The sequence below is a fragment of the Deinococcus sp. AJ005 genome, from assembly GCF_009017495.1.
In the GTDB taxonomy this organism is placed as follows: domain Bacteria; phylum Deinococcota; class Deinococci; order Deinococcales; family Deinococcaceae; genus Deinococcus.
The window spans coordinates 1,790,820-1,812,844 of the sequence record NZ_CP044990.1 but is presented as its reverse complement, the minus strand read 5'-3'; the positions used below and the strand labels follow the sequence as shown (position 1 = coordinate 1,812,844).

Here is a 22,025-nt window from a genome sequence, read left to right as displayed (position 1 = left end):
GTTCTCCAGAGTCAGCCCACAAGCGGGGCTGGCTTTTTTCATGCCTTCCGCTGTCATGCCGCCGTTCTGCATTGTGATCTATTCTGCGAAAGAAGATGGGCCGTCAGTTCGGAGCTGATGGGCCGCGTTCAGGGAGATGGACACATGACGGAAACCGCAAGCATATGAATAAAGGCCGAATAGAAGCATTCTCAGACGGCGTTCTCGCCATCATCATCACCATCATGGTGCTGGAATTGGCTGTGCCGGAAGGCCATGAACTGGGTGATCTGTTCAAGGATTGGCCCAAGATTCTGGCGTATGTCGTCAGTTTTCTGTATATCGGCAATTACTGGAACAACCATCACCACATGTTTCAGGCGGTCAAGCGGGTGAACGGCGCGGCACTGTGGGGCAATCTGCACCTGCTGTTCTGGCTTTCGCTGTTGCCGTGGCTCACCGCCTGGGTGGGAGAAAGCCACTTCGCGCCCACCCCAATCAGCGTGTACGCCTTTGATCTGGTGATGTGCGGCGTGGCGTATGTTCTGCTGCAACAGTCATTGATTCGCGCCGACACCAGCAATACCCTGCTGGCGCGGGCCGTCAAGGGCGGCACCAAGGAAAAGGTGTCCACGGTAGTGTATATCGTCGCCATTCTTCTGCCCTTGCTGGGGCAGACAGCGGCGTATATGGCAGGTATTTTGCTGCTGTGCGTGGGCCTGAGCTGGGTGATTCCAGACCCTCGCATTGAACGCGTGCTGGCTGAAGCTGAGGGTATCGGAGAATAATTCCGTGCTGCATCCCGCCCCCCCCTGACCCCCGAAATTGCTGCCCTCCTGAGCCGCGCCATGTTCCCCGATCCAGCCCGGATTGAGCGCACATTGGAGGCTTACCAGACGGACCCGGAGCGGCGGCTTTTTGTCTGGGAAGTTGGCGGTCAAATCGTCAGCGCGGCGGGCCTGCAAGTTTCTGGACGGCGGAAGTCCTGCACATCGGTACACGTTTGGATGCATGCGGCAGAGGCTACGGGTGCGAGTTGCTCCACGCTATCGCCGCGCATCTGAATCTGTTGCAATTGACGGCAGAAACGGACGACGCTTCGGTGGACTTCTACCGTCGCAGCGGGTTCAAAATCGCGGAGGCTCCGGTCAGAGGGGGAAATCGGAGATACCTCTGCACCCTCACTGCGCCCTGAGTTTCTTGCGCTCCTGCACGGCCAGTTCGTCCACGCGCTCATTCTCGCCGTGTCCCGTATGGCCCTTGACCCAGATGAAGGTCAGGGCGTGGGTCTTGGCCTGCCCAATCAGCGCCTCCCACAAATCCTGATTCTTGACGGGTTCCTTGCTCGCCGTTTTCCAGCCGTTGCGCTGCCAGTTCAGAATCCAGCCGTCGGTAAATGCCTTACGCAAATACTGACTGTCAGTAATCACGCGGATCTGGCAGGGCCGTTTAAGGCTTTGCAGTCCTTCCAGCAGACCGCGCAGTTCCATACGGTTGTTGGTGGTGCCTGCCTCATTGCCGCTCAGCACCAGCTCATGCTCTCCGGTGCGGAGGATGCAGGCCCAGCCGCCATGCCCGGCCATCGTGTCGCATGCGCCGTCGCTGAACAGGTCCACGGCGTTTCCAGCAATCGGGCCATCAATTGGCACAGAGGGCTGGATTCCGGCTTTCAGGGGCAGCAGGTCACGCGCTTTGTCCTGCGCTTTGCGGGCGGCAGTTTTGGGGTAGGAAGTTCGGGGGCGCGTCATCCACGGAACTGTAGGCAGGGGGGCCGCGTACTGTCAAGTATGACCCGCACCGCACTCGCCATTCCCGAAGCTGACCGCACCCCGGCGGTCCTGACGCATCTGTCGCCACTGGCGGGCTTTCTGCTGCCCACGCTGGGCAATGTGCTGGGGCCGCTGGTGGCGTGGCTGGCCCTGCGGGACCGCAGCCCGGCGCTGGACCAGCAGGGCAAGGAGGCGCTGAACTTTCAACTGAGCATGTGGCTGTATGGCGTTCTCATTGGCATTCTGGCCTTTGTGCTGTTCAGTCTGGGCATCCTGGGCGGGGCGCTGGGCACGGCGGCAGGAGCGCAGGATTTCGGGGCCTTTGCCTTTCTGGGCACCTTCGCCGCCTTCTTCGTGTTCTTTGTACCGCTGCTGCTGCTGCTGAGCATCATCCCCTTCATCTTCATGATCGTGGCGGTGGTGCGGGTCAGCGCCGGGCAGCCGTACCACTACCCCCTGAGCATCCGCTTCGTACGCTGATCGTCCCAGCTTCCGGGACCTGACTGTGCGAGATGGGTCTATCCTGTGCCCCATGCGAATCATGGCTGTATTTGCCCACCCGGATGACGAGATCGGTTGCGCTGGAACCTTGGCGAAACACGCGGCGCGCGGCGACGAGATCATGCTGGTCTGGACGACGCTGGGCGAACTCGCCAGCCAGTTTGGCGACACCTCGCACGAGGAAGTCACCCGCATCCGGCGAGAGCATGGCGCTTGGGTGGCTGAGAAAATTGGCGCGCAGTACCACTTCTTTGACATGGGCGACAGCCGTATGACCGGACACCGCGACGAGGCGTTGCAACTGGCAAAGCTGTACGCCACCTTCCGCCCCAACGCCGTGATCACCTGGAGCGACGATCATCCGCACCCGGATCATCGCATGACCGCCAAGATCGCCTTTGATGCCATCACGCTGGCCCGCATTCCCAAGATCGTCAACGAGCAGGGCGGCGGCGAGCCTATGCCCCCCGCCCCCGATCTGAGTGGCGATGACGCGGTGGAAAGCGGTGAGGACGTGCGCCGTCTGGAAGCGTGGCGCGATCCGATTCGCTTCTACCAGTATTTCGCCCCGGCCAGCCCCTATCCCGAGGTCTTCGTGGACATTGAGGACACGCTGGAAACCGCTGCCGCCATCGCCTCGTACTACCGCGACTTCTATAAGTGGCAATGGACCGACGAACTGTTCCGCGAGGGCCGCGCCGGAGCCGGACGTCTGGCCGGGGTCAAGTACGCCGAGCGCTTCAACCTGCGCGCCAGCCACTTGAAAGCGCGGGATTATCTGGACTGATTGTCTGGATTATGGAAAGGGGGGGCGTGTATTTTCCCCTCTCCACCTGTGGCAGCGGGGGAGAGGGGCCACCGTATTGGCCGTGCTTTCAGCAGTTTGCCCTGGCCTCTCTCCCTTGGCTCAGCCGCCCAGCGCCGCGATCACGTCGTCTGGCATCCGCGCCGGGCGGTACTGCTTGTTGGTGGCAATATGCCGCGATTCCCCCGTCGCCAGCAGTTCCTCGCCGCGCCGGACCTCGTACACGAAGGTCACGGTGCGGCTGCGGAGGGCTGAGATGCGGGTGGTGACCACCAACCCGTCGTCGTAGCGGGCGGCGCGGCGGTATTCCACGTTCAAGCCCGAGAGCATCAGGTAGTAGCCGCGTGCCTCAATCTCGGTGTAAGGCAAGCCCAGCTCGCGCATCAGGTCACTGCGGCCCACCTCGAACCACACCGGGTAGGTGGCGTGGTGAACGACGCCCATCATGTCGGTCTCGGCGTAGCGCACGCGAATGGTGGTATGAACACTGACGCCCGTCAGCCTGTCCGTCACAGCAGATTGTCCGCCGCAGAGCGGAATTCCAGCGTGGGCGTGCGGCGCATGCGGACCTGATCAGCCACCTGACGTTGCAAGTGTCCGCGCGCGTGGGTCAGGGCCTCAATCAATTCGGGCATGTCGGCCCCCAGCGAACTGACATACACGCGCGCCAGACTGAAATCGGGGGTCAGGGTCACGCGCTCAACGGTCACGATCAGTGGCACGCGCGGGTCACGCAGGCCGGAAATTGCCTCGCTCAGCACGCGCGTGATCTGGGACTGCACCTGTTCGGGCTTCATGCCCGCAACCGGGAGAGGGGGAAATTCACAAGGGTCATCCCACTATGGTAGGGCAGAAGCAGGCCGGATGGCGGCAAGGAGTGGCTGAAGAAACCTTTGGAGACGCGCGTGTTCTCCAGTCTGGCTGGCCTTTGCCTCCCGCAGAATAGGTCTGGAAAGGAATTTCCATGCGTTGAGTTTGGAGTCTTCACTCAGCGGATGTACCGCCGTCCGGTATACCCGGTGAACACGCCGATGCCGTAGCTGACCTTGCGAACGCTGTCCAGTACGGGTTTGCCGTTCCAGGCCAGGCCGGTAGAGCTGCCGCCGTCCAGCAGCAGGGCATCCTGAATGCCCAGGCGGGACATCACCTTGGCCATCTCGGTGATGGTCAGGCGGGACCGGGTGCTGACCATCACCAGATCGCGGTTGCTGATCAGGCCGATGGCGCTCCTTGCTGCGCGGCCAAACAGGGCGGGATCGCGGAAGGCGTTGCTGTACCGGTATTGCACCTGGCCCCCGGCCAGGAGGCGTGGCCCGGTGGCGATCACGGTTTCCATGCCCTGCCACGCGCTGCTCAGCGGAATTTGCAGCAGTCCGGTGGTGCTGGCCCGGATGGCTGCACGGTTGTCGGGCGTAATCGCCAGTGCCTGCGGAATGCGGCCCCAGGTCAGCATGCGCCCCTGCATCACGATGTCCCCGGCGGGGGCGAAGCTATGCGGGTGAAAGTACGAGCCGTTGATGATCGCCTGCGCGCCGCTGCTGCGGGCCAGTTGCCCCACCCGCGCGCCCGAGCCGAAGTTCAGGCCGCCGCCGGGCAGCACCGGGGCCACCAGCACGTCGCGCCAGCGCAGGTCCACGTTGACCACCTGCACCGGGATATTCAGTGGCCTGAGCTGCTTGTAGGTGGCGGCGCGGCCCTGTGGTTTCGGCGGAATCGGCACTGGGACGTGTGACGGCACCAGCAGCTTGATTCCCGGCACGATGTAGCGGGCGCTGCCCAGATTGTTGATACGGCGCAGTTTGTCCACGCTGATGCGGTAGCGCTGGGCAATCACCGCAGGCGTTTCCGTGCGTTTCATGTAGATATAGGTGAAGAGCGTGCGGACCTCGGTGGTGGGCCGGGGGGCCGGGGCCGAGCCGCGCGCCGGAATCTTGAGGCGCTGGCCCGGCGTGATCAGCGTGCCGCTCAGCTTGTTGGCAGCCTGAAGCGCGCCGACACTGACGCCGTATCTGCCCGCGATCTTGCTCAGAAAGTCGCCGCGCTGGACCGTGTAGGTCACGGCAGTAGCATTAGCGGCAGGCGCACGCGCAGGAGTAGCGGGAATGGGCGCCACCGCCGCCACCTTGCTCAGCTTCAGCACCTGTCCCACGCGGATGGTGTCGCTTTTCAGGCCGTTGACTGCCCTGAGCTGCGCCACGCTGAGGCCTGCGCGCGTGGCGATCTTGTACAGGGTGTCGCCGGAACGGACGGTAACTTTGCTGGAAGCCGCATGCGCCGGGCCGATCAGCAGTAAAAAGATTAAGAAAAGATAACGAGAGCGCATAGACCTTCCAGATGAACACACCCGCACTGCGGGCGGATGAGCAGAGCTGATCAGATGGGAAGGTGTTACGAGGCGGGAAGCAGCTTCGGCCCGCTGCTGAGGTGTGAACGGGCCACCTGTAAATCGCCAGGAAGGCCCTGCAGATGGCCCCGTGCGGTTTCAGGGAGGGATTGGCTGGCGGTGATTCAGCTTCCGATTTGCCGTCTACACAGCCCCCCAATGTCTTAAGTCCCCGCTTTCAGGTGCCCGGCGTGCTGCCCGGTAAGACCGCCACCCTCCAGATCATGTAGGCCACGCCGTACAGAAATAGGGTGGCAACGGGCAAATATTTTAGGCCATTTCTATGGTCAATCATGCGCCCAGCCACCAGCATTTCGATAACGTATAGGCTGAGCAGGGCAAAAGCCGAATACATCCAGTGTTCAATATTGCGGCTAGGGTCCACCACGAAGCCGTATTTGCTTCCCCCATTACCAATGTCCGTTGCGCTTGGCACCTTCAAGCCCCCTAGGGCCAGAATCACCCCTGTCGCCGCAGGGATCAAAGTCAGCACCCAGACGATTCGCAGCCAGACCGTAAACGAGCCGCTGACCACGCCTTTAACTGCCGGGGCGATGCTCCAGACCAGCAGAATCAGCGTGGCCAGAACATATGGGGTGGGAAAGAGAAAGGCTAGTGAAGAGCCGAACTGATAGCCGTGAATGGCGCGGAGCAGATCCATATGGGCCGTAGCGTAGCGCGGCGGCGGGGGAGAGGACTGCAAGGGAGAGACCAGCCCTGTGCAGATCATGCGGACTCCGATTGAATCGTTTGCAAAACGGTGAAGATCCGAGCGGATGCGAGAAGGAGAAAAACGGGTTCCGGGCGTGGAGTGTGGAGACCTACGCTTTCCTGATCTCTACCGCGTTACAAACGGAATGCGTATGAGGGCCGTGCAGACCCACGCTGGGCGGAGCATCACTGCTCCAACTCTACTGGCCGTCTGGCAGGTCCACCAGGGTCAGGTCAGGCAGATAGCTGCCGGGTTGCAGCGGGGCCGTTTCGCCGCTGCGGCGCAGGCGCAGGCCGTCTGGCACTTCCACCAGCAGGACGTTGGGGCCGCTGAGGGTGACCATCAATCCTTCCAGGGCGGGCGCACCGAAGGCGGCGCCCAGGTCGCTCGGCCCCGGCGGCAGCTTGACGGTGTGCTGGCCGTAAGGTCCGGCGGCGCGCACGTTAACTGTGCCCTGGCGGATGGCCTCGCGGTGCAGGGTCAGGGGCTGGCCCAGCCCGGCCAGGGTGCCCAGCGGGTGCTGCGGCGCGCGGCCTGTGCGGCCTACCGCGACACCCAGCAGCGTACCGGGCCTCACCACGTCCCCGGCCTCGATCAGCCGCGCTCCCTGACTGACGTCCAGATCGGTGGGCACCCGTAGAATTTTCAGGCCGTCCCGGTGCTGCTCTGCACGCAGGCCACTCAGGTGTGGTACGCGGGCCAGTTGTCCCAGATCGAAGGGGCCGCCCAGCGGAATGGGCACGGGCGTGACCTCGCCCCCTGCCGCCACCAGCGACAGGACACGGCCCCCGCTGTACTCGATGCCCTCCACTGCAGGCGGCTCGTTCTGGGGGGTAGCCTGTGGTCTCAGCACCGGGCGCAGGCGGGCACTGGCCACCGCCGCAGACCCACCCAGGGGCCGCCAGACGCCTCCACCACGTCTGCGGCGCGCCAGCAGCCAGAATGCGGCGCCTGCTGCCAGGGCCAGCAGCACCAGCGCCCGTATCCACTCCAGCCCGCCGATCAGGGCGGCCCAGCTTCCCACGCGTTCCTCCTGATCCTGGTCCTGCTGGTCTCGCGTGGCCTGCGGAGAAGGATTGCCCGCCTGCGCGCCTGAGGGTCTGGAGATGGGCGCGGCAGCATACGGCGCGCGGCCTCCCACTCGGCCCAGCACGGCGGGCAGGGTCACCTCCGCGCCTCCGGGCAGGATCAGCAGCGGCGTGACGGTCTGACCCGGCGTCAGGGCCGAGTTGACGAGGCGAACCGCAAATTCCCGCGAGTCGGGGGCGCGAGAGACCACGGCACTCAGGCCAGGGGGCAGGTCGCCCACCGTCAGGTCATTCAGCCGCACGCCGGAGGTGGCCCGGTAGCGCAGGACCGTCTCCTCACCCTGAGCAAGTTCCCGGTCTGCGCCGGGGTTCAGCAGCGTCAGGGGCGACGTGGTGTTCAGGCGCAACAGCACCTGCTGGGGCTTGGCGGCCACACTGCCCGGAAGTGCCTGGGCGTCCGCGCACAGCAGCGCCGCCGCCCCGTAGGGAACGTTTCCCCGCGCCGACAGCCTTACCTTTCCGCCCCTGACCACGTCCGGCTTCAGCGTGAGGCCCAGATTGCCGGGGGCTGAGAGCCGGACCCGTGTGCTGTCTGCAAGGGGCAGCCGCACCGAGGCCAGACTGTTCACGCGCCGCAGCCCAATGCCCAGGCCGGGGCCGCCCAGCCGGGGCACCTGTCCCAGCGGCATGGCCCGGCCATCGGCGTAATCGCTGGCCAGCAGGGCGCGGCGGGCGTCGGCGGGAATGCGGGTGCCCAGCGCCAGATAGTGGAGGCGGTCAAGGGGGCCGCGCTCCGCGAAGGCCGCCAGCGCCTGCGCCGCCGTGAAGGGCCGCAGGCTGTCGTTGTCGATACCATCGGTCAGCACGAACACGGTGGTCACATACTGCTCGCCCCCCGTCAGCGGCTCCAGGGCGGCGCGCAGGCTGCGGTACAGGTAGGTGTTGCTGCCGTCCGCCTTCAACCGTCTCAGCGCGGTGTTCCATCCTGGCGTTCCGGCGGGGCGGTCAAAGCCCCGGCGCGTCCGTAGCCCGGCATCGAAGGTCAGCAGCTCTACCCGGTCAGGCCGCGATTCGCGCACGTAGCGGTTCAGTTCGGCCCGCACCCGCCCGAAGATGTCTGCCCGCCCGTCCCCTATACCGCGCATGCTGCCGCTGGTGTCCAGCACGAACACCGCCCGCGTGCGCGTGGGCAGCGGGCCGGTGGGCAGGGCGCAGGTAGCGGGCAATGTGGGCGGTGGCGGACTCGGAGTCGCCCCAGCCGCCGTACCGGAGGCGGCCACGCTGAGACCGAGTGCGAGAAGGAGGAGGGTGACGGGCTGCATCTGGCCCCTATTGTGCCCCGAGACGGGCGGTGGGGAGCTGCGCCGAAGTGGGCCAGAACGGGCGGAATGCCGTGAAAGTGTGTTCAGGACGTGAGTTGCTCTTTCAGAAAGCCCATCAGTCCCTTGATGTACTCGCGGTCAAAACGGAATTCCACGCCTGCCGCGCGGTACAGCTCTGGTACGCCCGCCGCGTTGCCCAGACGCAGGGCGGCCTTGTAGCGCGTCAGCGCCCCCGCCGCATCTTCACGCGCTTCCCGCCAGATGCCGACTGCGGCCAGATAACACATGGCGTACTCGATGTAATAAAAAGGCGCTTGAAAAATATGGTAGTACTGCCACCCCTTGGCCCGCACCCCCTCGTCAATGCCGTTCCAATCGACAAACGGATGGAAAGTCTTATCCAGTTCCAGCCATTTGGCGTCCAGGTCGGCAACGCCCACATCTTCTGGCGCCTCGGCGTACAGCCAGTGCTGGAAGGCGTCCATCTGCGCGGCCCATGGCAAGAAAGCCACCACGCCCTGAAGCTGGCTGCGGCGGTAGCGGGCCAGTTCCTCGGGATTAAACACATGGCCCAAGTGGTCCAGCGTCAGGAATTCCATTGCCATGCTGGGGATTTCCACGAACTCGATGGGACTCCAGCGGTTCCAGACCAGCGGCTGCGCGTCGCCGCTGTAAAAACCGTGGAAAGCGTGGCCCACCTCATGGAACAGCACCTGAAGATCGTGCGCCGTGCCCACCACGTTCATCAGCACGAAGGGTTCGTTGTTGACCGGGAAATACTGGCAGTAGGCGTGCGTCATCTTGCCGGGGCGCGATTCCAGGTCCAGCAGACCGCTCTCCCGCATCTGCCCGAAGCGGGCGGCCAGATCGGGGTCCACGCCTGCGAAGGCCGTCTGCGCCAGCTCCTGCAACTCCTCGCCCGTGGTAAACGGTTTCAGCGCCTCGCGTCCCGAGGGGTCCAGCAGGTTGCTGCGGTTGAAATCCCAGGGGCGAATGCTCTCCAGTCCCAGCTCCCGCGCGATGTCCCCCATCAGTTTGGCGGCCAGCGGTACCACTTCCTCACGCACCGCGTCGTGGAAGGCGCGGCAGTCGGCAGGGGTGTAGTCCACCCGGTCCAGTTGCTTCCAGCGAAAATCGCGGTAATTGGCCGCGTCGGCGTTGCGGGCCAGCTCTCTACGGGTGTGGATCAGCTCCAGCATCACCGCGTCCAGCTCGGGCGCCACCTCCATATTGCTGACCGTCAGCGCCCACCACGCGTCCTCGCGCACCTTGCGGTCCGGACTATCCAGGCGCTGCTTGGCCTGTGGAATGGTCAGTTGCTCGCCCTTCAGCGTCACCTTCTGGTTGCCGGTGATGACCGAGTGGCGGTTCTGCTGCTGCTGGTGTGTCACCTCCAGTTCCACGTTGGCCTCCCGGAACAGCGCAGCGGCGTCGCGGAAGCGGCGGTAATTGAGAGCAAAGTCCGGCGCGGGCGTGTAGCCCGCCACCGCCAGCAGCTTCTCGGTCAGCGCCTGCCCGGTGCGGCTAGCGGGGGGCATTACCTCGGCCACAAAGGTCTGGTAACGCCTCTGCACTGCTTCGTCATCGGTATGGAGGTCCGCATGGGTGGACAGTTTCGCCCCCGCCTCGCCCAGTTCGGCGTCCAGCGCACTCCAGCGCTCCAGCCAGTCGGGCACGTCCGCCGCCGTCAGCTCGGCCTTCAGCAGCGATTCATAGCGCGGGCGGTACCTTTCCCAGTCTGCGGCGTGTTCGGAAACCTGCAACTTGTTCTCAACCCGGTCCAGTGATGCCGTCATGGCGGGGAGTGTAGCGTGTGGCAGGTGCTGCAACGCGGGTCAGATGGCTCAGAAACTGACCGTCTGGCCAAGCCCCGTGTCTGTCACTCCGAGGCGTCGGCCCCGCGTTTGCCCGCCCCACCCTTGCCCTCGTTCTCGGAGGCGCGGCGCAGTTCGCCCGCAGGCACGCCCAGCAGCATGCCCTGATCGCTGTACACGTCCACGGTTCCGGTCAACGGATGCAGTTTGGTCACCTTGCCGCACGCGCCGCTGCCGGTGTGGCAGACCTTGGCGTTCTTACGCGGCAGATCGCGCAGCAGATCCTGGTACTGGCTGTGTTCGAATTGCAGGCAGCACAGCAAGCGCCCGCACGGCCCCGACAGTTTTTCCGGATTCAGCGGCAACTGCTGATCGCGCGCCATGCGGATGCTGACTGGGGCAAAGTCCTGAAGGTGGGTGGACGAGCAGTTCTCGCGCCCGCACGCGCCCAGTGCGCCGATCATCTGCGCCTGCTCGCGCGGGCCGATGGCGGCAAAGTTGACGCGGGCACTGGTCTGCGCGCGCACCTCGCCGATCAGCCCCGTCAGTTCGATACGTTCGTCGGCGCTGTAGCTGACCGTGACCAGACTCTCGTCCAGCGTGAATTCCACCGCCACCAGCTTGACCGCCAGCCCCCGCTCACGCGCCCGCGCCCGCAGCAGCCATTTCAGGTCGTTGCCGGTGCGGTGCAGCTCGTCCCAGCGGGTCAGGTCTTCGGGGGTGGCCGCGCGCAGTACCGCGCCGTAGCGCTCGTTGCTCCTGGCCTGCCCTGGCTCACCGCGCACAGTGGCAATCTCCGGCCCACGCTTGCCCTGCACGACCACCTGCGTGCCCACGGCAAAGGTGTCCTCACTGAGCATGGGATGGAGGCGCGGACTGCGCTCGAAGCGGACAGGAAGGACAACCATTGGCCGCAGCATGTCACGCCGGGGGGCGCTGCGACGGGAGTTGAGGCACAAATCCGGGTGTGGGAGGGAGAGTCACCGCGCTTTCCAGCAGCCCGCGCCCATCGAAAAGGTGGCCATGTGGGTCGGTTCGGATGTTCAGACATAGGACATCGCTGGCCTTGCCTGCGAGAGCGGTGATCTGCTGTCTATCGCAGAGGCGCGGGCGTATGGCGCGGCCAGGAGCAGCACTGACCTGACCCGTTCCAGACCTGCTGAAGCCCTGGATGAACCAGGAACGCGGAATGGCACGGATTGCACCCTGATTCGCCGCCGCAAGACGCCGCAGGACGTGTGGGCAGCGCAGATCCAGGCGCGAGGCGTTAACCTCACCCCATGACTGATCCTGCGAACACGGACACCCTGAAAGTCGGTCTGGTCCAGATGGCCCCGGTGTGGCTGGACCGCGTCCGCACCCTGGAAAAAGTCGCGGGCTACGTGCGGAACGCCGCCGCGCAAGGTTGCGTGCTGGTGGTCTTCGGTGAGGCGCTGGTGCCGGGCTATCCATTCTGGGTAGAACTGACGGACGGCGCACGCTTTAACAGTCCGGCGCAGAAGAAGATGTACGCCCACTATCTGGATCAGGGCGTGGTCATTGAACGCGGCGACTTGAACGCTCTGTGCGCCCTCGCTGCCGAACACGCGCTGGCAATTTACCTGGGGATCATGGAACGCGCGCCGGACCGTGGGGGCCACAGCCTGTATTGCACGCTGGTTTACATAGATCAGCGCGGCCAGATTGCCAGTGTTCACCGCAAGACTCAGCCCACCTACGAGGAACGCCTGGTCTGGGGTGCGGGCGACGGCCACGGCCTGCGCGTCCATGACCTTGGACCCTTTCGGGTGGGCGGCTTGAACTGCTATGAAAACTGGGTGCCGCTGCTACGCTCAGCGCTGTATGCCCAGGGTGAGAATGTGCATGTGGCGGTGTGGCCCGGCGGAATGCACAACACCCCCGACATCACGCGTTTTATCGCCCTGGAGAGCCGCTCATTCGTGCTCTCCGTGTCCGGCCTGCTGCGTCCCTCGGATATTCCAGAGGATTTCCTACTGCGCCAGGAAATGCTGGATTCGGGCAGACCCTTCTTCGCCAATGGTGGAACTGCCGCCGCTGCGCCCGACGGGACGTGGCTCCTCCCGCCGTTGGCCGAGACAGAGGGATTGTTCACTGTGGAATTGAATCACGCCCATGTGCGCGAGGAACGCCAGAACTTTGACGTGGCAGGCCATTACGCCCGCCCCGACATCGTGCAACTGCGCGTCAACCGTGAGCGGCAGCGCATGGCGCGGTTTGAGGATGGGGAGCGGTGACAGCTCAAACGGTCCAGCCGCAGAAAATAGGCATACGTTTTTGCGGCTGGATCGTTTGACTTTTAGACGTGGCGCACGCCCTCACCCCGTATTCCGCACCCCCGCCGCGATGCCCTGCAAGCTCAGCATCAGCGGGCGCTCGAAGGTGTCCAGGCCGCCTTCTTCGGCGCGGGCGCGGCGCAGCAGTTCCACCTGAATGCGGTGGATCGGATCGATGTACGGGTTGCGCAGGCTGATGCTCTCGCGCAGGCGGGGTTCATTGTCCAGCAACTCCGCGCCCACCACGGCCTGCACCAGTTCCACCGTCTCGCGGTAAGCGGCCTGGAGAGAGTCGGCCAGCGGGTGCGGCCCCAGCAGGCGCAGGTATTCCTCGAAGATCAGCGGGTCACTCTTCGCCAGGCTCATCTGCGCGTTGTCGATCACGGTACGGAAGAACGGCCACGCCGCGTACATCCCCCGCGCCGCGTCCGGGCCGATGCTCTGCAAGCCCTCGCGCAGGCCGTACCAGCCGGGCAGGTTGCTGCGAATCTGCGTCCAGCTCATCACCCAGGGAATGGCGCGCAGGTTGGTCAGCGTGGGCGCACCGGGGCGGCGAACGGGGCGCGAGGCGATGTTCAGACGGGCGATTTCGTGGATGGGCGTGGCGGCTTCAAAAAAGGGTAGGAAGCCGTCGTCATGCACCAGTGCGCGATAAGCCGTGGCACTGGCCGCAGCCGCCGTGTCCATCGCTGCCGTCCATTCGGGTTTCAGCGAATCCGCTGGACGTGCGGCAGACAGCAGCAGACCGTACAGCGCCTGTTCCAGATTGCGCCGCGCCAGCACGGGGTGGCTGTACTTATCGGCCAGTGCCTCGCCCTGTTCGGTGATCCGCAGTCCGGCGTCAATGGTTCCGGCAGGCTGCCCCAGAATCGCGCGGGAAGCTGGGCCGCCCCCGCGCCCGATGCTGGTGCCGCGCCCGTGGAAGAACCGCCAGCGCACCCCTGCCGCGCGGCACACGTCGCTGATCTGCCGCTGGGCCTCGTGCAGCGCCCAGTTGGCGGCCAGGAATCCGGCGTCCTTGTTGCTGTCCGAATATCCCAGCATGATTTCCTGCACGTCCTCGCCCAGAATCGCGCGGTATTCGGGCAGGGCCAGCAGATCGGTCATGACCTGCGGGGCGCGTTGCAGGTCGTCCAGCGTCTCGAACAGCGGCACGGTCAGCACCCGCAGGCCCACCTCGCGGGCCAGCAGCAGCGGCTCCAGCACGTCACTGACGCTCTCGGCCATGCTGATGATGTAGCGTCCAAAAGCGCGCGGCCCGCTCTGGGCAATCGCGCCCTGCACCTCGCGGATGGGACCGATCACAGTTTCCAGTTCCTCGGGCAGCACTTCTCCGGCAGGCCACAGCGGGCGGCGCGAGCGCAGTTCGGTGGTGAGGAGTTTTTGCCGTTCCTCCTCCGAAAGCGCCAGATAATCGGCCTCCACCCCAGCCTGTTTCAGCAGTTCCGCCACCGCCGCCCCGGTCTGCCCGGAGTGTTCGCGCACGTCCAGACTGACGAGATGCTGCCCAAAGACGCGCACGAGGGTCAGCAAGGGCGTGAGCAATTGATCGGCGGTGCGGTGCTGCCCGTCCCCCCGCAGGCGGATGTCCAGCGCTTCCAGGCGCGGGAGCAACTCCACCTGTTCGCCGTCGCGCACGGCGTTGTGAAGCTGGCGCAACTCGGTGCGGTACGGCTCCTGCCCCGCCGTCTGCGCCGGATCGCCGTCCTCCTGAGACAGGTTGGCGTAGGTGCGCTTCAATTCGCCCAGCAGCAGCTCGCGCGCCCGCTGGCGGTGGACTTCCAGCGTCTCACGGGTGGCCTGCGGCGTCACGAAGGGATTGCCGTCGCGGTCCCCGCCCATCCACGACGAGAAACTCAGGGGGATTCGGGCATTTGACTCCTGCCCGTACACGTTCACGAAGGCCCGGCCCAGATCACGCTGTAACTCGGGCAACGCCCCGGCAATCGCGGTGATGTAGTTCAGACCGCCCTTGACCTCGTCCAGCACGGTGGGCTTCAGGTGCCGCAGCTCGGGCGTGGACCACATCGCCTCCACATGGGCGGCCACCCGCTCCTGCGCCTCGGTATCGTCCAGGTGCGGGATATCGCGTGCCACCGCTTCCAGATGCTGCCGGATGGTGCGGCGGCGCATCTCAGTGGGGTGGGCGGTGAAGGTCAGGCCCAGGTTGACGCGCTCGATCAGGGCTTCCACGTCCGCCGCGCTCAGGCCCTGCTCTTTCAGGGCGGCCAGCGCACTTTCCAGACTCTGTGAGCGGACGCCATCGCTGCCGCGTAGCGAGCGCACCCGCTCGTATTCCTCGGCCAGATTGACCAGTTGGAAGTACCACGTAAAGGCCCGTGCCAGCCGTCCTGCATCCTCGCCGGACAGATCGGCCAACATCTGCCTCAGTTCGATGTCATCGCCCCCGGCCCGGACTTCGCGGACCAGCGCCCGTGTGCGCTCCACGAGGTCAAAAAATGCCTCGCCTTCCTGCTCTTTCAGCACGTGGCCCAGCGTGCGGCCCAGCAAGTTCACGTCACTCTTGATGCCCATAGTGGTCCTCCGGTGATGGGTGGGGATCTGGCAGCGGGGAGGCAGAACAGCTTTACAACCCGTACAGCTCTACAACCCGTCTGCCTCCACCCCTTCTTCCACGGCACGGTAGCGCTCAATGGACATCGCCCGCCCCGCCTCTATCTGGACATAGACGGCATTCAGCTCGGCGCGGCCCTCGGCCACCGCGTACCGGTGGGGGCGCTCGGTGACGAAGCGGGCCACCGGACCAGCCGGGTCCGAACCGATGATGCTGTCGTGTGGGCCGGTGAATCCGGCGTCGGTCTGAAAGGCGGTCCCGTGCGGCAGGATGCGCGTGTCGGCGGTGGGCACATGCGTATGCGTGCCGATCACGGCGGCCACCCGTCCGTCCAGATGCCACGCCATGCCCGCCTTCTCGCTGCTGGCCTCGGCGTGAAAGTCCACGAAGACACTGCCCAGGTCATCCCGTTCCAGCAGGTTGTCTATGGCGCTGAAGGGATTGGACACCTGATCCATGAAGACCCGGCCCAGCAGATTGACCACGGTGAGACGCTCGGTTCCTTCCTTCGTCTGAATGTCAAAAGTGCGCCAGCCGACGCCGGGAGTAGCTGGATCGGCATAGTTCAGCGGGCGCACGATGGGGTAGTTCTCCGGGTCCTGCATCAATTTGTTGATGTCGCGGTGTTGCCAGGCGTGGTTGCCCAGCGTCATGCAGTCGGCCCCGGCCCGCAGTGCGCCTTCCGCCGCGTCGCGGTGCATTCCAAATCCTCCGGCAGAATTCTCCATATTCACGATGGCAAAATCCACGTCCCGGCGAAGGTCTGGCAAGGTTTTTCCCAGCATCCGGCGTCCCGGTTGTCCGAATACGTCTCCCACGAATAACAGCTTGATCATGCGGGCAGGCTAGCGTCTGTGCTGCCTTCTTCTGCCATTTTCTGCACGGCCCAGTGTTTTCTATACGGCCCAACGTTCTGCGTGGTAATGCCCCCGTAATGGGCGTGGCCGAGGCTGGGCAGCAGGAGGCACCACCATGACCACCACACCGATGAACCGAATTCTCGTGACCACCGATGGCAGCGAACTGGGCCAGCATGCCCTCTCTCACGCGCAGGGACTGGCCAAGGCGCTGGGGGCCGAACTGATCGTGCTGAGCATCCAGACCGATCCGCTGGTGGCCGCCTACGGCGAATACGCCTACGCCATGCCCACGTCCAACGAAACCATGGACGAGATGAAAGCGAGCCTGGAAAACCTCCTGCACGAGCAGGTGCCGGACGCCAGGATCATGGTGGAGCGCGCCCAGGGCCGCCATGTCTCCCGCGCCATTCTGGACGTGGCCCGTGAGGAAGGCGCGCAGATGATCGTCATGACCACCCACGGACGCAGCGGTCTGGGCCGCGCCCTGCTGGGCAGTGTGGCGCAGGCGGTGGCGCAACATGCGGCGGTGCCCGTGCTGCTGATCAAGGGCGATCAGGGTCCGGTGGCATGGGGCAAGAGTACCGCCTCGTCGTAATAAACAGTTGGAAGTCAGGGGCGGTGATTGCGCATTCCGCCCCTGGTTTTCTTTGCCTTCCTGAGCGAGCGGATGCCTACCCGATAATCCCCGCCACCCCGTTGATGGTCACGGCCACGATCACGGCCCCGAACAGGTACGACAGCAGCGCGTGGCCCAGCAGCAGGCGGCGAAAGGCCCGCGTAGTGATGGTGTTATCGCTGACCTGAAAGGTCATGCCGATGGTCAGGGACAGGTAGGCGAAGTCGCGGTAATCGGGGTCTTTCAGCGTGCCGCCGTCCTCCTTCGGAAAGGTCACGCCGCCGCCATCGCTGTAGAACTTGCGGGCGTAGTGCAGCGTGTACTCGGCGTGGACCAGCAGCCACGACGCGGCCACAGTCAGCACCGCCAGCACGGTCAGGGCCACCGCCGCCGCCCCCTTCTCGCTCCCGGCCTGATGCAGCGCGAAGATCACGCCCACCAGACTGACCAGCGAGGCCACCAGGGTCACGCCGCCTGCCAGCGCCCGCGTATCGTCCTCGCGCAGCGCCAGCGCCCGTGTGCGTTCCGGGGAAGCGGTCCACAGCGCCAGCCTCAGCCACAGCAGGACGATGGCACAGAACAGCACCCAGCCCACCAGCACACGGGCCTCCCAGGGCCAGACGTGTGGGGTTAGCAGTCCTGCCAGAATGCCCACGCCAGCGCCCAGCAGCAGCCGCGCCACAGCCGGGGGATGGCGCGAGGTGTCGGTCATGCGCGGAGCATATCGCTCCCGTCAGAAAGGCGATAGATGCCTGGCCTAGCATTGGGCCATGAAAGAAAGCACCCGCACCTGGCTCCGGCGTTGGATGCCCGTGATGATGTTCCTTATTTTTGGCCTGCTAATGCTGGCGCAGGTCTGGCTGTCCATGAATCCCGTCTAGTCCAGCAACAGTTCAGTCCGGCAAAAACAGCGATACCTTCACCCCAAAGTACCCGGCCAGCTTGTGCAGATGCTCCAGCGTGAAGGCCCGCCTGCGCCCCAGCAGTTGGCTGATGGTGCTTTGGCTGATGCCCACCGCTTTAGCGAGTTGCTGCTGGGTCAGGTGGCGTTCTTCCATAAACACTTTGAGGATGTCAGGGGCGTCTATGTCGGGGATGGGGTAGTGGACGGCTTCATAGGCGACGATGCGGTTCATGACGGTGTTTGCCAGATCATCAAGCGGGTGCGGATGAATTCCGCTGGCGCTCATCTCGGCGTCTAGGGCTTTGAGTGCGTCCGTTGCCTGTTTGAGGGTTTCATCGTCAGTGATTTCAACAAATAATCCAGGTGCATAGCTATGGATTTGCTGCCACGACTGAACAAAGGCGTTGAAGTTGGGCAAGGTGGTCATATCAGGGCCTCCAGTGGTCATATTCCCTGTGGGTCAAGATGGCCTCAATGTACAGGCGCTTGGTACGAAAATCTGGACAGACGATCAGCCGATATTTGTTGCCGCCGATGTCAAAGACGATGAAACCCTGCACCCAGTCGGCGCTGCTAAAATCGGCCTTCACATCGGCAAAAGATTGGTATTCATTCCGGCGGACCTGCCTGTACCAGATTCGCAATGGCCCCTCGGCGTCGGGATGTTTGAGCCAGAACGCGATCAGCGCTGCCAGAGTGAGCGCGTTCATTCCCACATCCTGATTATTGCATATCTCAATAATGATTTTCCTCATCGCTCGTCCCATAAGCCATTTCGCTTCCGGTCTGCCCGCGTCTCTACGCGTAAACTCTTCCAGTGACCATCTCCGCGCCCAACCTGTCTAAATTGCTGCCCGCCGCCCCGCCCGGCAATCTGCTCTTGCTCCCGCAGGTGGCGCGGGCGGCGCTATTCGCGGCCTTTCCCGGCCCGGCGGTGCTGCTGACCACCGCTGACCGCATTGGCAATTACGCCTCGGCGGGGGCACTGGGTGCGCCGGTGACGGTCAATCCGGGTCTGAGCGACTGGGACGGCATGCACGAGCATGTGGTACTGGACGTGAACACCGCGCTGGACTTGTTCCCCGCCCACCCCGAAGACCACGCCCTGAGCCTGCGCGTGGGCCGCAACTACCCGCGCGAGGCACTCCTGAACCGCCTGGAACGCCTGGGCTACGAGCGGGGAGAAGAACCCGGCTACGAGTTGCGCGGCGACACCCTGGAACTGCGCCTCAGCCCCGGTGCGGGCCGCCCCACCGACGCAGAGGGCGACATCTGGGTGCGCGCCGAGTTCTTTGGCGACGAACTGGACACCCTGCGCCTGCTGGCCCCCGGCGAGATGACGGGCGAGAAGGCCCAGACCTTCACCCTGGAACCCACCGCCGACTACCTGACGGAAGTAAAGTGGGACGCCACCCGCCTGGAACTGCTGCCGGGCCGCGTCTTTCTGGACTCCCCGGAGTTTTACGCCTCCAGCCTGGGCGTGTTGACCGATACGTTGTGGCCCAAACTGGCCGGGCGCGAGGTCACGTCGTTTGGCCGCGCGCCATTGCAATTGCCCGATCTGGATACCGGACTGGGGACACTGGATTTCTACCGCGCCCGCCTGGGCGATCTGGAAAAGGATGTCAAGGAGTGGCGGGAGGCCGATTACCGCGTCCTGATTCTGGTGCGCCACGACCGCACGGCGGCGTATCTGGCCGACAAATTGCTGAACACCCACGAGATTCCCTGGCTCAAACTTCCGCGCGTGGAGGAAGGTGGCCTGGGCTTCCTGCGCGGCGGGGGAGAGGGCGGTTTCGTCATCCCCGAACACCGCACCGTGGTCATTACCGAAGACCTGATCTACGGCTTCCAGGGCGGCTCTGCGCTGCGTGGCAAACGGCTGGCGGGCCGCCCGGTTACGGACGCGCTGGGCCTGCACGTCGGCGATTACTTGATTCATCCTGAACACGGCATCGGTCAGTTTCTAGGGCTGGAAACATTGACGGTGCTGGGCGTCACGCGCGATTACCTTGACCTGGAATACCGCAAGGGCGCACACCTGCGCGTTCCCATTGAGCAACTGCCCGTGCTGCGCCGTCATCCCGGTACCACCGACGATCCGCCCGTGCTGAGCAGTTTTGACAAGAAGGACTGGGCGCGGGCCAAGGACAAGGCCCGCAAGAACGCGGAGGAGGTGGCGGGTAAACTCCTTGTGCAGTACGCTGCCCGGCAAGTTACGCCCGGCAACGAATTCGCCCCGCTGCCCGAGTGGGAAAAGCAGATCGAGGACAACTTCCAGTTTGAGCTGACCAGTGACCAGCGCATCTCCCTCAAGGAAACGCTGAAGGATCTGGAGAAGCCCAACCCCGCTGACCGCCTGATCTCCGGCGACGTGGGCTTCGGCAAGACCGAAGTGGCCCTGCGCGCCGCCCACCGCGTCGTGGGCCACGGCATGCAGGTGGCGATTCTGGTTCCCACCACGCTGCTGGCCGAGCAGCACACCACCACCTTCGTGGAACGTTTCAAGGATCTGCCGGTGCGCGTGGAGGGGCTGTCGCGCTTTACCTCGCCGCAATCTTCCAAGGCCATCCTGCGCGACTTGGCGGCGGGCAAGGTGGACATCCTGATCGGCACGCACCGCCTCCTGAGCGGCGATATTGAATTCAAGAATCTGGGCCTGATCATCGTGGACGAGGAACACCGCTTTGGCGTGTCTCAGAAGGAAAAACTGCGGGCGCTGCGTGGGATGCCGGATGTGGCGGCGGGCAAGCTGGACATTCCAGAAGGGGCGCGGGCGGTGGACACCCTGGCCCTCTCGGCCACCCCGATTCCGCGCACCCTCTACATGAGCATGGTGGGCCTGCGCGACATGAGCAGCATCCAGACGCCGCCGAAGGGCCGCAAGCCCATCCAGACGGTGCTGGCTCCCTTTGACCCCAGTACGGTGCGTGACGCCATCATCAGCGAGATTGAGCGCGGCGGCAAGGTCTTTTACATCCATGACCGGATTGCCAGTATCGGCGCACGCAGCCTGTACCTGCGCAATCTGGTGCCGGAAGCCCGCATTGGCGTGGCGCACGGGCGCATGAACGAGGAGGAGCTGGAAGAGATCATGCTGGGCTTTGAGGAAGGGGCCTTTGACGTGCTGGTGTCCACCACCATCGTGGAAACGGGGCTGGACATCCCGGAGGCCAACACCATCCTGATCGAGCGTTCGGATCGGCTGGGCCTGGCGCAGCTTTACCAGTTGCGCGGGCGGGTGGGCCGACGCGCCCAGACTGCCTACGCCTACCTGTTCTACCCGCCGCGCATGACCGAGACCGCGCAGCGCCGCCTGTGGGCCATTGCCGATTTGCAAGACCTGGGCAGCGGACACCTGCTGGCCGAGAAGGACATGGAAATTCGCGGCGTGGGCAACATTCTGGGCGAGGAACAGCACGGGCATGTGCAGGCCGTGTCCATCGACGTGTACACCGAGATGCTCTCGGAAGCGGTGGCGCGGCTGAAGGGCGAGAAGATTCAGGCTCCGGTCAACATTTCCATTGACCTGCCGATCAACGCCCGCCTGACCCCGGCCTATTTCGGCGGCGACGACGAGGCGCGGATTGCCACCTATGGCCGCCTCTCGGACGCGCGCACGTTGCAGGCGATCAGCCGGGTGGAGCGTGATTTACGCAAGAAATACGGCCCGCCCGCCCCGGAGGAACAGAACTTCATTGACCTCGCCAAGCTGAGGCTGACGGCTGCCGCCCGGCGTGTGCTGAGCATCGGCGAGACCATGACCGAGTTGCAGGTGACGTTCGCCTATAAATCGCTGGACTACGACGCCGCCGGGCTGAAGCGTTTTCCCCACAAGACCGAGGTGCAGACCTTCCCGCCCAGTGTGAAGATGGAGAAACGGGGCATCAAGCCGGACGATTACGCGCGGATGATTATTGAATTGCTGGGGTATTTCGGGTAAGTAGGGTTAATGGTCACATTGATATGATGCGGTAAATAAGGCAGTTGGATTTGAACTTATCGCCTGCCAGAAATCTTCGGCCACAGAGCTTCTAGACTGAGTAGAGCGAATTATCTTGCCCGAATCGTCATAGTAAACTCGCAGCTCTGCCGATATTCCATGCACATTATTATGTTGGATTAAAATGAAATCCAGACGTTTTTTATAGTCAAAATAGTAATCCGCTGATGTAAAACTATCGTCAGATCCGCCACTCTGACTATATTTTCTGAGTGTCCCATTTTTATCAGTCCAAATTTCCCTCTTCTGATCAATTCGTCCCTGGCAGTACGGCAATTCTTTTGTTGAGCGCGTATAAGCTCTGGAATCTATCTGAGAGTTGACAAACTTATAATTCTCTCTAATTTTAATTATCTCTAGTTCATCATAAACTTGAGAATTTGCATTGGGATAGTTGCTCATTGCTAGGAGGCCCAGAACGCCAACAAGTCGCATGTAGTGCAGGTTGGCGGGTTTCATC

20 protein-coding genes are annotated in these 22,025 nt (G+C 63.9%); 6 read left to right on the top strand and 14 right to left on the bottom strand.

Going from position 1 to position 22,025, the window contains the following annotated elements:
- The first annotated feature begins 164 nt into the window (after positions 1-164).
- Complete coding sequence (locus DAAJ005_RS10525) at positions 165-767, top strand: TMEM175 family protein (RefSeq protein ID WP_151847079.1); 603 nt, start codon at positions 165-167, stop codon at positions 765-767.
- 393 nt (positions 768-1,160) lie between these two features.
- Here the strand turns inward: DAAJ005_RS10525 and rnhA are convergent, their stop codons facing one another.
- Positions 1,161-1,727, bottom strand: coding sequence for a ribonuclease HI (gene rnhA / locus DAAJ005_RS10520; protein ID WP_151847078.1), 567 nt, complete (start codon positions 1,725-1,727; stop codon positions 1,161-1,163).
- 39 nt (positions 1,728-1,766) lie between these two features.
- On the opposite strand from rnhA, the gene DAAJ005_RS10515 reads away from it, so the two are divergent.
- Together DAAJ005_RS10515 and DAAJ005_RS10510 are read left to right on the top strand one after the other, a co-directional pair.
- A complete protein-coding gene (locus tag DAAJ005_RS10515; RefSeq protein WP_075834079.1) occupies positions 1,767-2,228 on the top strand; it encodes a DUF4870 domain-containing protein in 462 nt (153 codons plus the stop codon).
- Positions 2,229-2,280: 52 nt separating this feature from the next.
- A complete protein-coding gene (locus DAAJ005_RS10510; protein WP_151847077.1) occupies positions 2,281-3,036 on the top strand; it encodes a PIG-L deacetylase family protein in 756 nt (251 codons plus the stop codon).
- Between the two features lie 120 nt (positions 3,037-3,156).
- Here DAAJ005_RS10510 and DAAJ005_RS10505 read toward each other — a convergent pair whose 3' ends face one another.
- The 7 genes from DAAJ005_RS10505 to DAAJ005_RS10475 all read right to left on the bottom strand — a co-directional run bounded on the left by DAAJ005_RS10505 (position 3,157) and on the right by DAAJ005_RS10475 (position 11,221).
- Positions 3,157-3,501 carry a thioesterase family protein gene (locus tag DAAJ005_RS10505; RefSeq protein ID WP_255448062.1) on the bottom strand — a complete coding sequence of 115 codons (345 nt, stop codon included), beginning with the start codon at positions 3,499-3,501 and terminating at the stop codon, positions 3,157-3,159.
- A 62-nt stretch (positions 3,502-3,563) separates the two neighbouring features.
- Positions 3,564-3,851, bottom strand: a complete 288-nt coding sequence (rbfA, locus tag DAAJ005_RS10500; RefSeq protein ID WP_151847076.1) for a 30S ribosome-binding factor RbfA — start codon at positions 3,849-3,851, stop codon at positions 3,564-3,566.
- Between the two features lie 191 nt (positions 3,852-4,042).
- A complete protein-coding gene (locus tag DAAJ005_RS10495; RefSeq protein ID WP_151847075.1) occupies positions 4,043-5,377 on the bottom strand; it encodes a LysM peptidoglycan-binding domain-containing protein in 1,335 nt (444 codons plus the stop codon).
- Between the two features lie 238 nt (positions 5,378-5,615).
- Positions 5,616-6,098, bottom strand: coding sequence for a hypothetical protein (locus DAAJ005_RS10490; protein ID WP_151847074.1), 483 nt, complete (start codon positions 6,096-6,098; stop codon positions 5,616-5,618).
- 250 nt (positions 6,099-6,348) lie between these two features.
- Positions 6,349-8,499: a VWA domain-containing protein gene (locus DAAJ005_RS10485; protein ID WP_151847073.1), complete on the bottom strand. Its 2,151-nt coding sequence runs from the start codon at positions 8,497-8,499 to the stop codon at positions 6,349-6,351.
- Positions 8,500-8,582: 83 nt separating this feature from the next.
- A complete protein-coding gene (locus DAAJ005_RS10480) occupies positions 8,583-10,295 on the bottom strand; it encodes a M3 family oligoendopeptidase (protein ID WP_151847072.1) in 1,713 nt (570 codons plus the stop codon).
- Positions 10,296-10,378: 83 nt separating this feature from the next.
- Positions 10,379-11,221, bottom strand: coding sequence for a stage 0 sporulation family protein (locus tag DAAJ005_RS10475; RefSeq protein WP_151847071.1), 843 nt, complete (start codon positions 11,219-11,221; stop codon positions 10,379-10,381).
- 372 nt (positions 11,222-11,593) lie between these two features.
- Between DAAJ005_RS10475 and DAAJ005_RS10465 the strand changes: the two genes are divergently transcribed.
- Positions 11,594-12,568 (top strand): carbon-nitrogen hydrolase family protein, encoded by a 975-nt coding sequence (locus tag DAAJ005_RS10465; protein ID WP_151847070.1) that lies wholly within the window; start codon positions 11,594-11,596, stop codon positions 12,566-12,568.
- An 81-nt stretch (positions 12,569-12,649) separates the two neighbouring features.
- On the opposite strand, the gene DAAJ005_RS10460 is transcribed toward DAAJ005_RS10465, so the two are convergent.
- Positions 12,650-15,142, bottom strand: a complete 2,493-nt coding sequence (locus DAAJ005_RS10460) for a phosphoenolpyruvate carboxylase (RefSeq protein WP_151847069.1) — start codon at positions 15,140-15,142, stop codon at positions 12,650-12,652.
- Positions 15,143-15,211: 69 nt separating this feature from the next.
- Entirely contained in the window at positions 15,212-16,018 is an 807-nt protein-coding gene (locus DAAJ005_RS10455; RefSeq protein WP_151847068.1) for a TIGR00282 family metallophosphoesterase, read from the bottom strand.
- 136 nt (positions 16,019-16,154) lie between these two features.
- Between DAAJ005_RS10455 and DAAJ005_RS10450 the strand changes: the two genes are divergently transcribed.
- The gene (locus DAAJ005_RS10450) at positions 16,155-16,637 is read left to right on the top strand and encodes a universal stress protein (protein ID WP_226342378.1); all 483 of its coding nucleotides are present in this window, start codon (positions 16,155-16,157) and stop codon (positions 16,635-16,637) included.
- Positions 16,638-16,713: 76 nt separating this feature from the next.
- Here DAAJ005_RS10450 and DAAJ005_RS10445 read toward each other — a convergent pair whose 3' ends face one another.
- The 3 genes from DAAJ005_RS10445 to DAAJ005_RS10435 all read right to left on the bottom strand — a co-directional run bounded on the left by DAAJ005_RS10445 (position 16,714) and on the right by DAAJ005_RS10435 (position 18,272).
- Positions 16,714-17,370, bottom strand: coding sequence for a DUF1345 domain-containing protein (locus tag DAAJ005_RS10445; protein ID WP_151847067.1), 657 nt, complete (start codon positions 17,368-17,370; stop codon positions 16,714-16,716).
- 181 nt (positions 17,371-17,551) lie between these two features.
- Positions 17,552-17,989 (bottom strand): type II toxin-antitoxin system HigA family antitoxin, encoded by a 438-nt coding sequence (locus tag DAAJ005_RS10440; RefSeq protein WP_192930730.1) that lies wholly within the window; start codon positions 17,987-17,989, stop codon positions 17,552-17,554.
- 1 nt (position 17,990) lies between these two features.
- Complete coding sequence (locus tag DAAJ005_RS10435) at positions 17,991-18,272, bottom strand: type II toxin-antitoxin system HigB family toxin (protein ID WP_151847065.1); 282 nt, start codon at positions 18,270-18,272, stop codon at positions 17,991-17,993.
- A 107-nt stretch (positions 18,273-18,379) separates the two neighbouring features.
- Between DAAJ005_RS10435 and DAAJ005_RS10430 the strand changes: the two genes are divergently transcribed.
- Positions 18,380-21,505, top strand: a complete 3,126-nt coding sequence (locus DAAJ005_RS10430) for a DEAD/DEAH box helicase (protein WP_151847064.1) — start codon at positions 18,380-18,382, stop codon at positions 21,503-21,505.
- Positions 21,506-21,511: 6 nt separating this feature from the next.
- On the opposite strand, the gene DAAJ005_RS10425 is transcribed toward DAAJ005_RS10430, so the two are convergent.
- On the bottom strand, positions 21,512-22,024 hold the full coding sequence (locus DAAJ005_RS10425; RefSeq protein ID WP_151847063.1) for a hypothetical protein: 513 nt from the start codon (positions 22,022-22,024) through the stop codon (positions 21,512-21,514).
- Position 22,025 lies beyond the last annotated feature (1 nt).

Excerpts from the sequence above, each read along its gene's own strand:
- DAAJ005_RS10505 (WP_255448062.1), bottom strand. The coding sequence starts at position 3,501 with ATGATGGGCGTCGTTCACCACGCCACCTACCCGGTGTGGTTCGAGGTG.
- DAAJ005_RS10435 (WP_151847065.1), bottom strand. The coding sequence starts at position 18,272 with ATGAACGCGCTCACTCTGGCAGCGCTGATCGCGTTCTGGCTCAAACAT.
- DAAJ005_RS10455 (WP_151847068.1), bottom strand. The coding sequence starts at position 16,018 with ATGATCAAGCTGTTATTCGTGGGAGACGTATTCGGACAACCGGGACGC.
- DAAJ005_RS10515 (WP_075834079.1), top strand. The coding sequence starts at position 1,767 with ATGACCCGCACCGCACTCGCCATTCCCGAAGCTGACCGCACCCCGGCG.
- DAAJ005_RS10425 (WP_151847063.1), bottom strand. The coding sequence starts at position 22,024 with ATGAAACCCGCCAACCTGCACTACATGCGACTTGTTGGCGTTCTGGGC.
- DAAJ005_RS10440 (WP_192930730.1), bottom strand. The coding sequence starts at position 17,989 with ATGACCACCTTGCCCAACTTCAACGCCTTTGTTCAGTCGTGGCAGCAA.
- rnhA (WP_151847078.1), bottom strand. The coding sequence starts at position 1,727 with ATGACGCGCCCCCGAACTTCCTACCCCAAAACTGCCGCCCGCAAAGCG.
- DAAJ005_RS10475 (WP_151847071.1), bottom strand. The coding sequence starts at position 11,221 with ATGGTTGTCCTTCCTGTCCGCTTCGAGCGCAGTCCGCGCCTCCATCCC.
- DAAJ005_RS10445 (WP_151847067.1), bottom strand. The coding sequence starts at position 17,370 with ATGACCGACACCTCGCGCCATCCCCCGGCTGTGGCGCGGCTGCTGCTG.
- DAAJ005_RS10450 (WP_226342378.1), top strand. The coding sequence starts at position 16,155 with ATGACCACCACACCGATGAACCGAATTCTCGTGACCACCGATGGCAGC.
- DAAJ005_RS10495 (WP_151847075.1), bottom strand. The coding sequence starts at position 5,377 with ATGCGCTCTCGTTATCTTTTCTTAATCTTTTTACTGCTGATCGGCCCG.
- DAAJ005_RS10465 (WP_151847070.1), top strand. The coding sequence starts at position 11,594 with ATGACTGATCCTGCGAACACGGACACCCTGAAAGTCGGTCTGGTCCAG.
- DAAJ005_RS10485 (WP_151847073.1), bottom strand. The coding sequence starts at position 8,499 with ATGCAGCCCGTCACCCTCCTCCTTCTCGCACTCGGTCTCAGCGTGGCC.
- DAAJ005_RS10525 (WP_151847079.1), top strand. The coding sequence starts at position 165 with ATGAATAAAGGCCGAATAGAAGCATTCTCAGACGGCGTTCTCGCCATC.
- DAAJ005_RS10490 (WP_151847074.1), bottom strand. The coding sequence starts at position 6,098 with ATGGATCTGCTCCGCGCCATTCACGGCTATCAGTTCGGCTCTTCACTA.
- DAAJ005_RS10510 (WP_151847077.1), top strand. The coding sequence starts at position 2,281 with ATGCGAATCATGGCTGTATTTGCCCACCCGGATGACGAGATCGGTTGC.
- DAAJ005_RS10480 (WP_151847072.1), bottom strand. The coding sequence starts at position 10,295 with ATGACGGCATCACTGGACCGGGTTGAGAACAAGTTGCAGGTTTCCGAA.
- rbfA (WP_151847076.1), bottom strand. The coding sequence starts at position 3,851 with ATGAAGCCCGAACAGGTGCAGTCCCAGATCACGCGCGTGCTGAGCGAG.
- DAAJ005_RS10460 (WP_151847069.1), bottom strand. The coding sequence starts at position 15,142 with ATGGGCATCAAGAGTGACGTGAACTTGCTGGGCCGCACGCTGGGCCAC.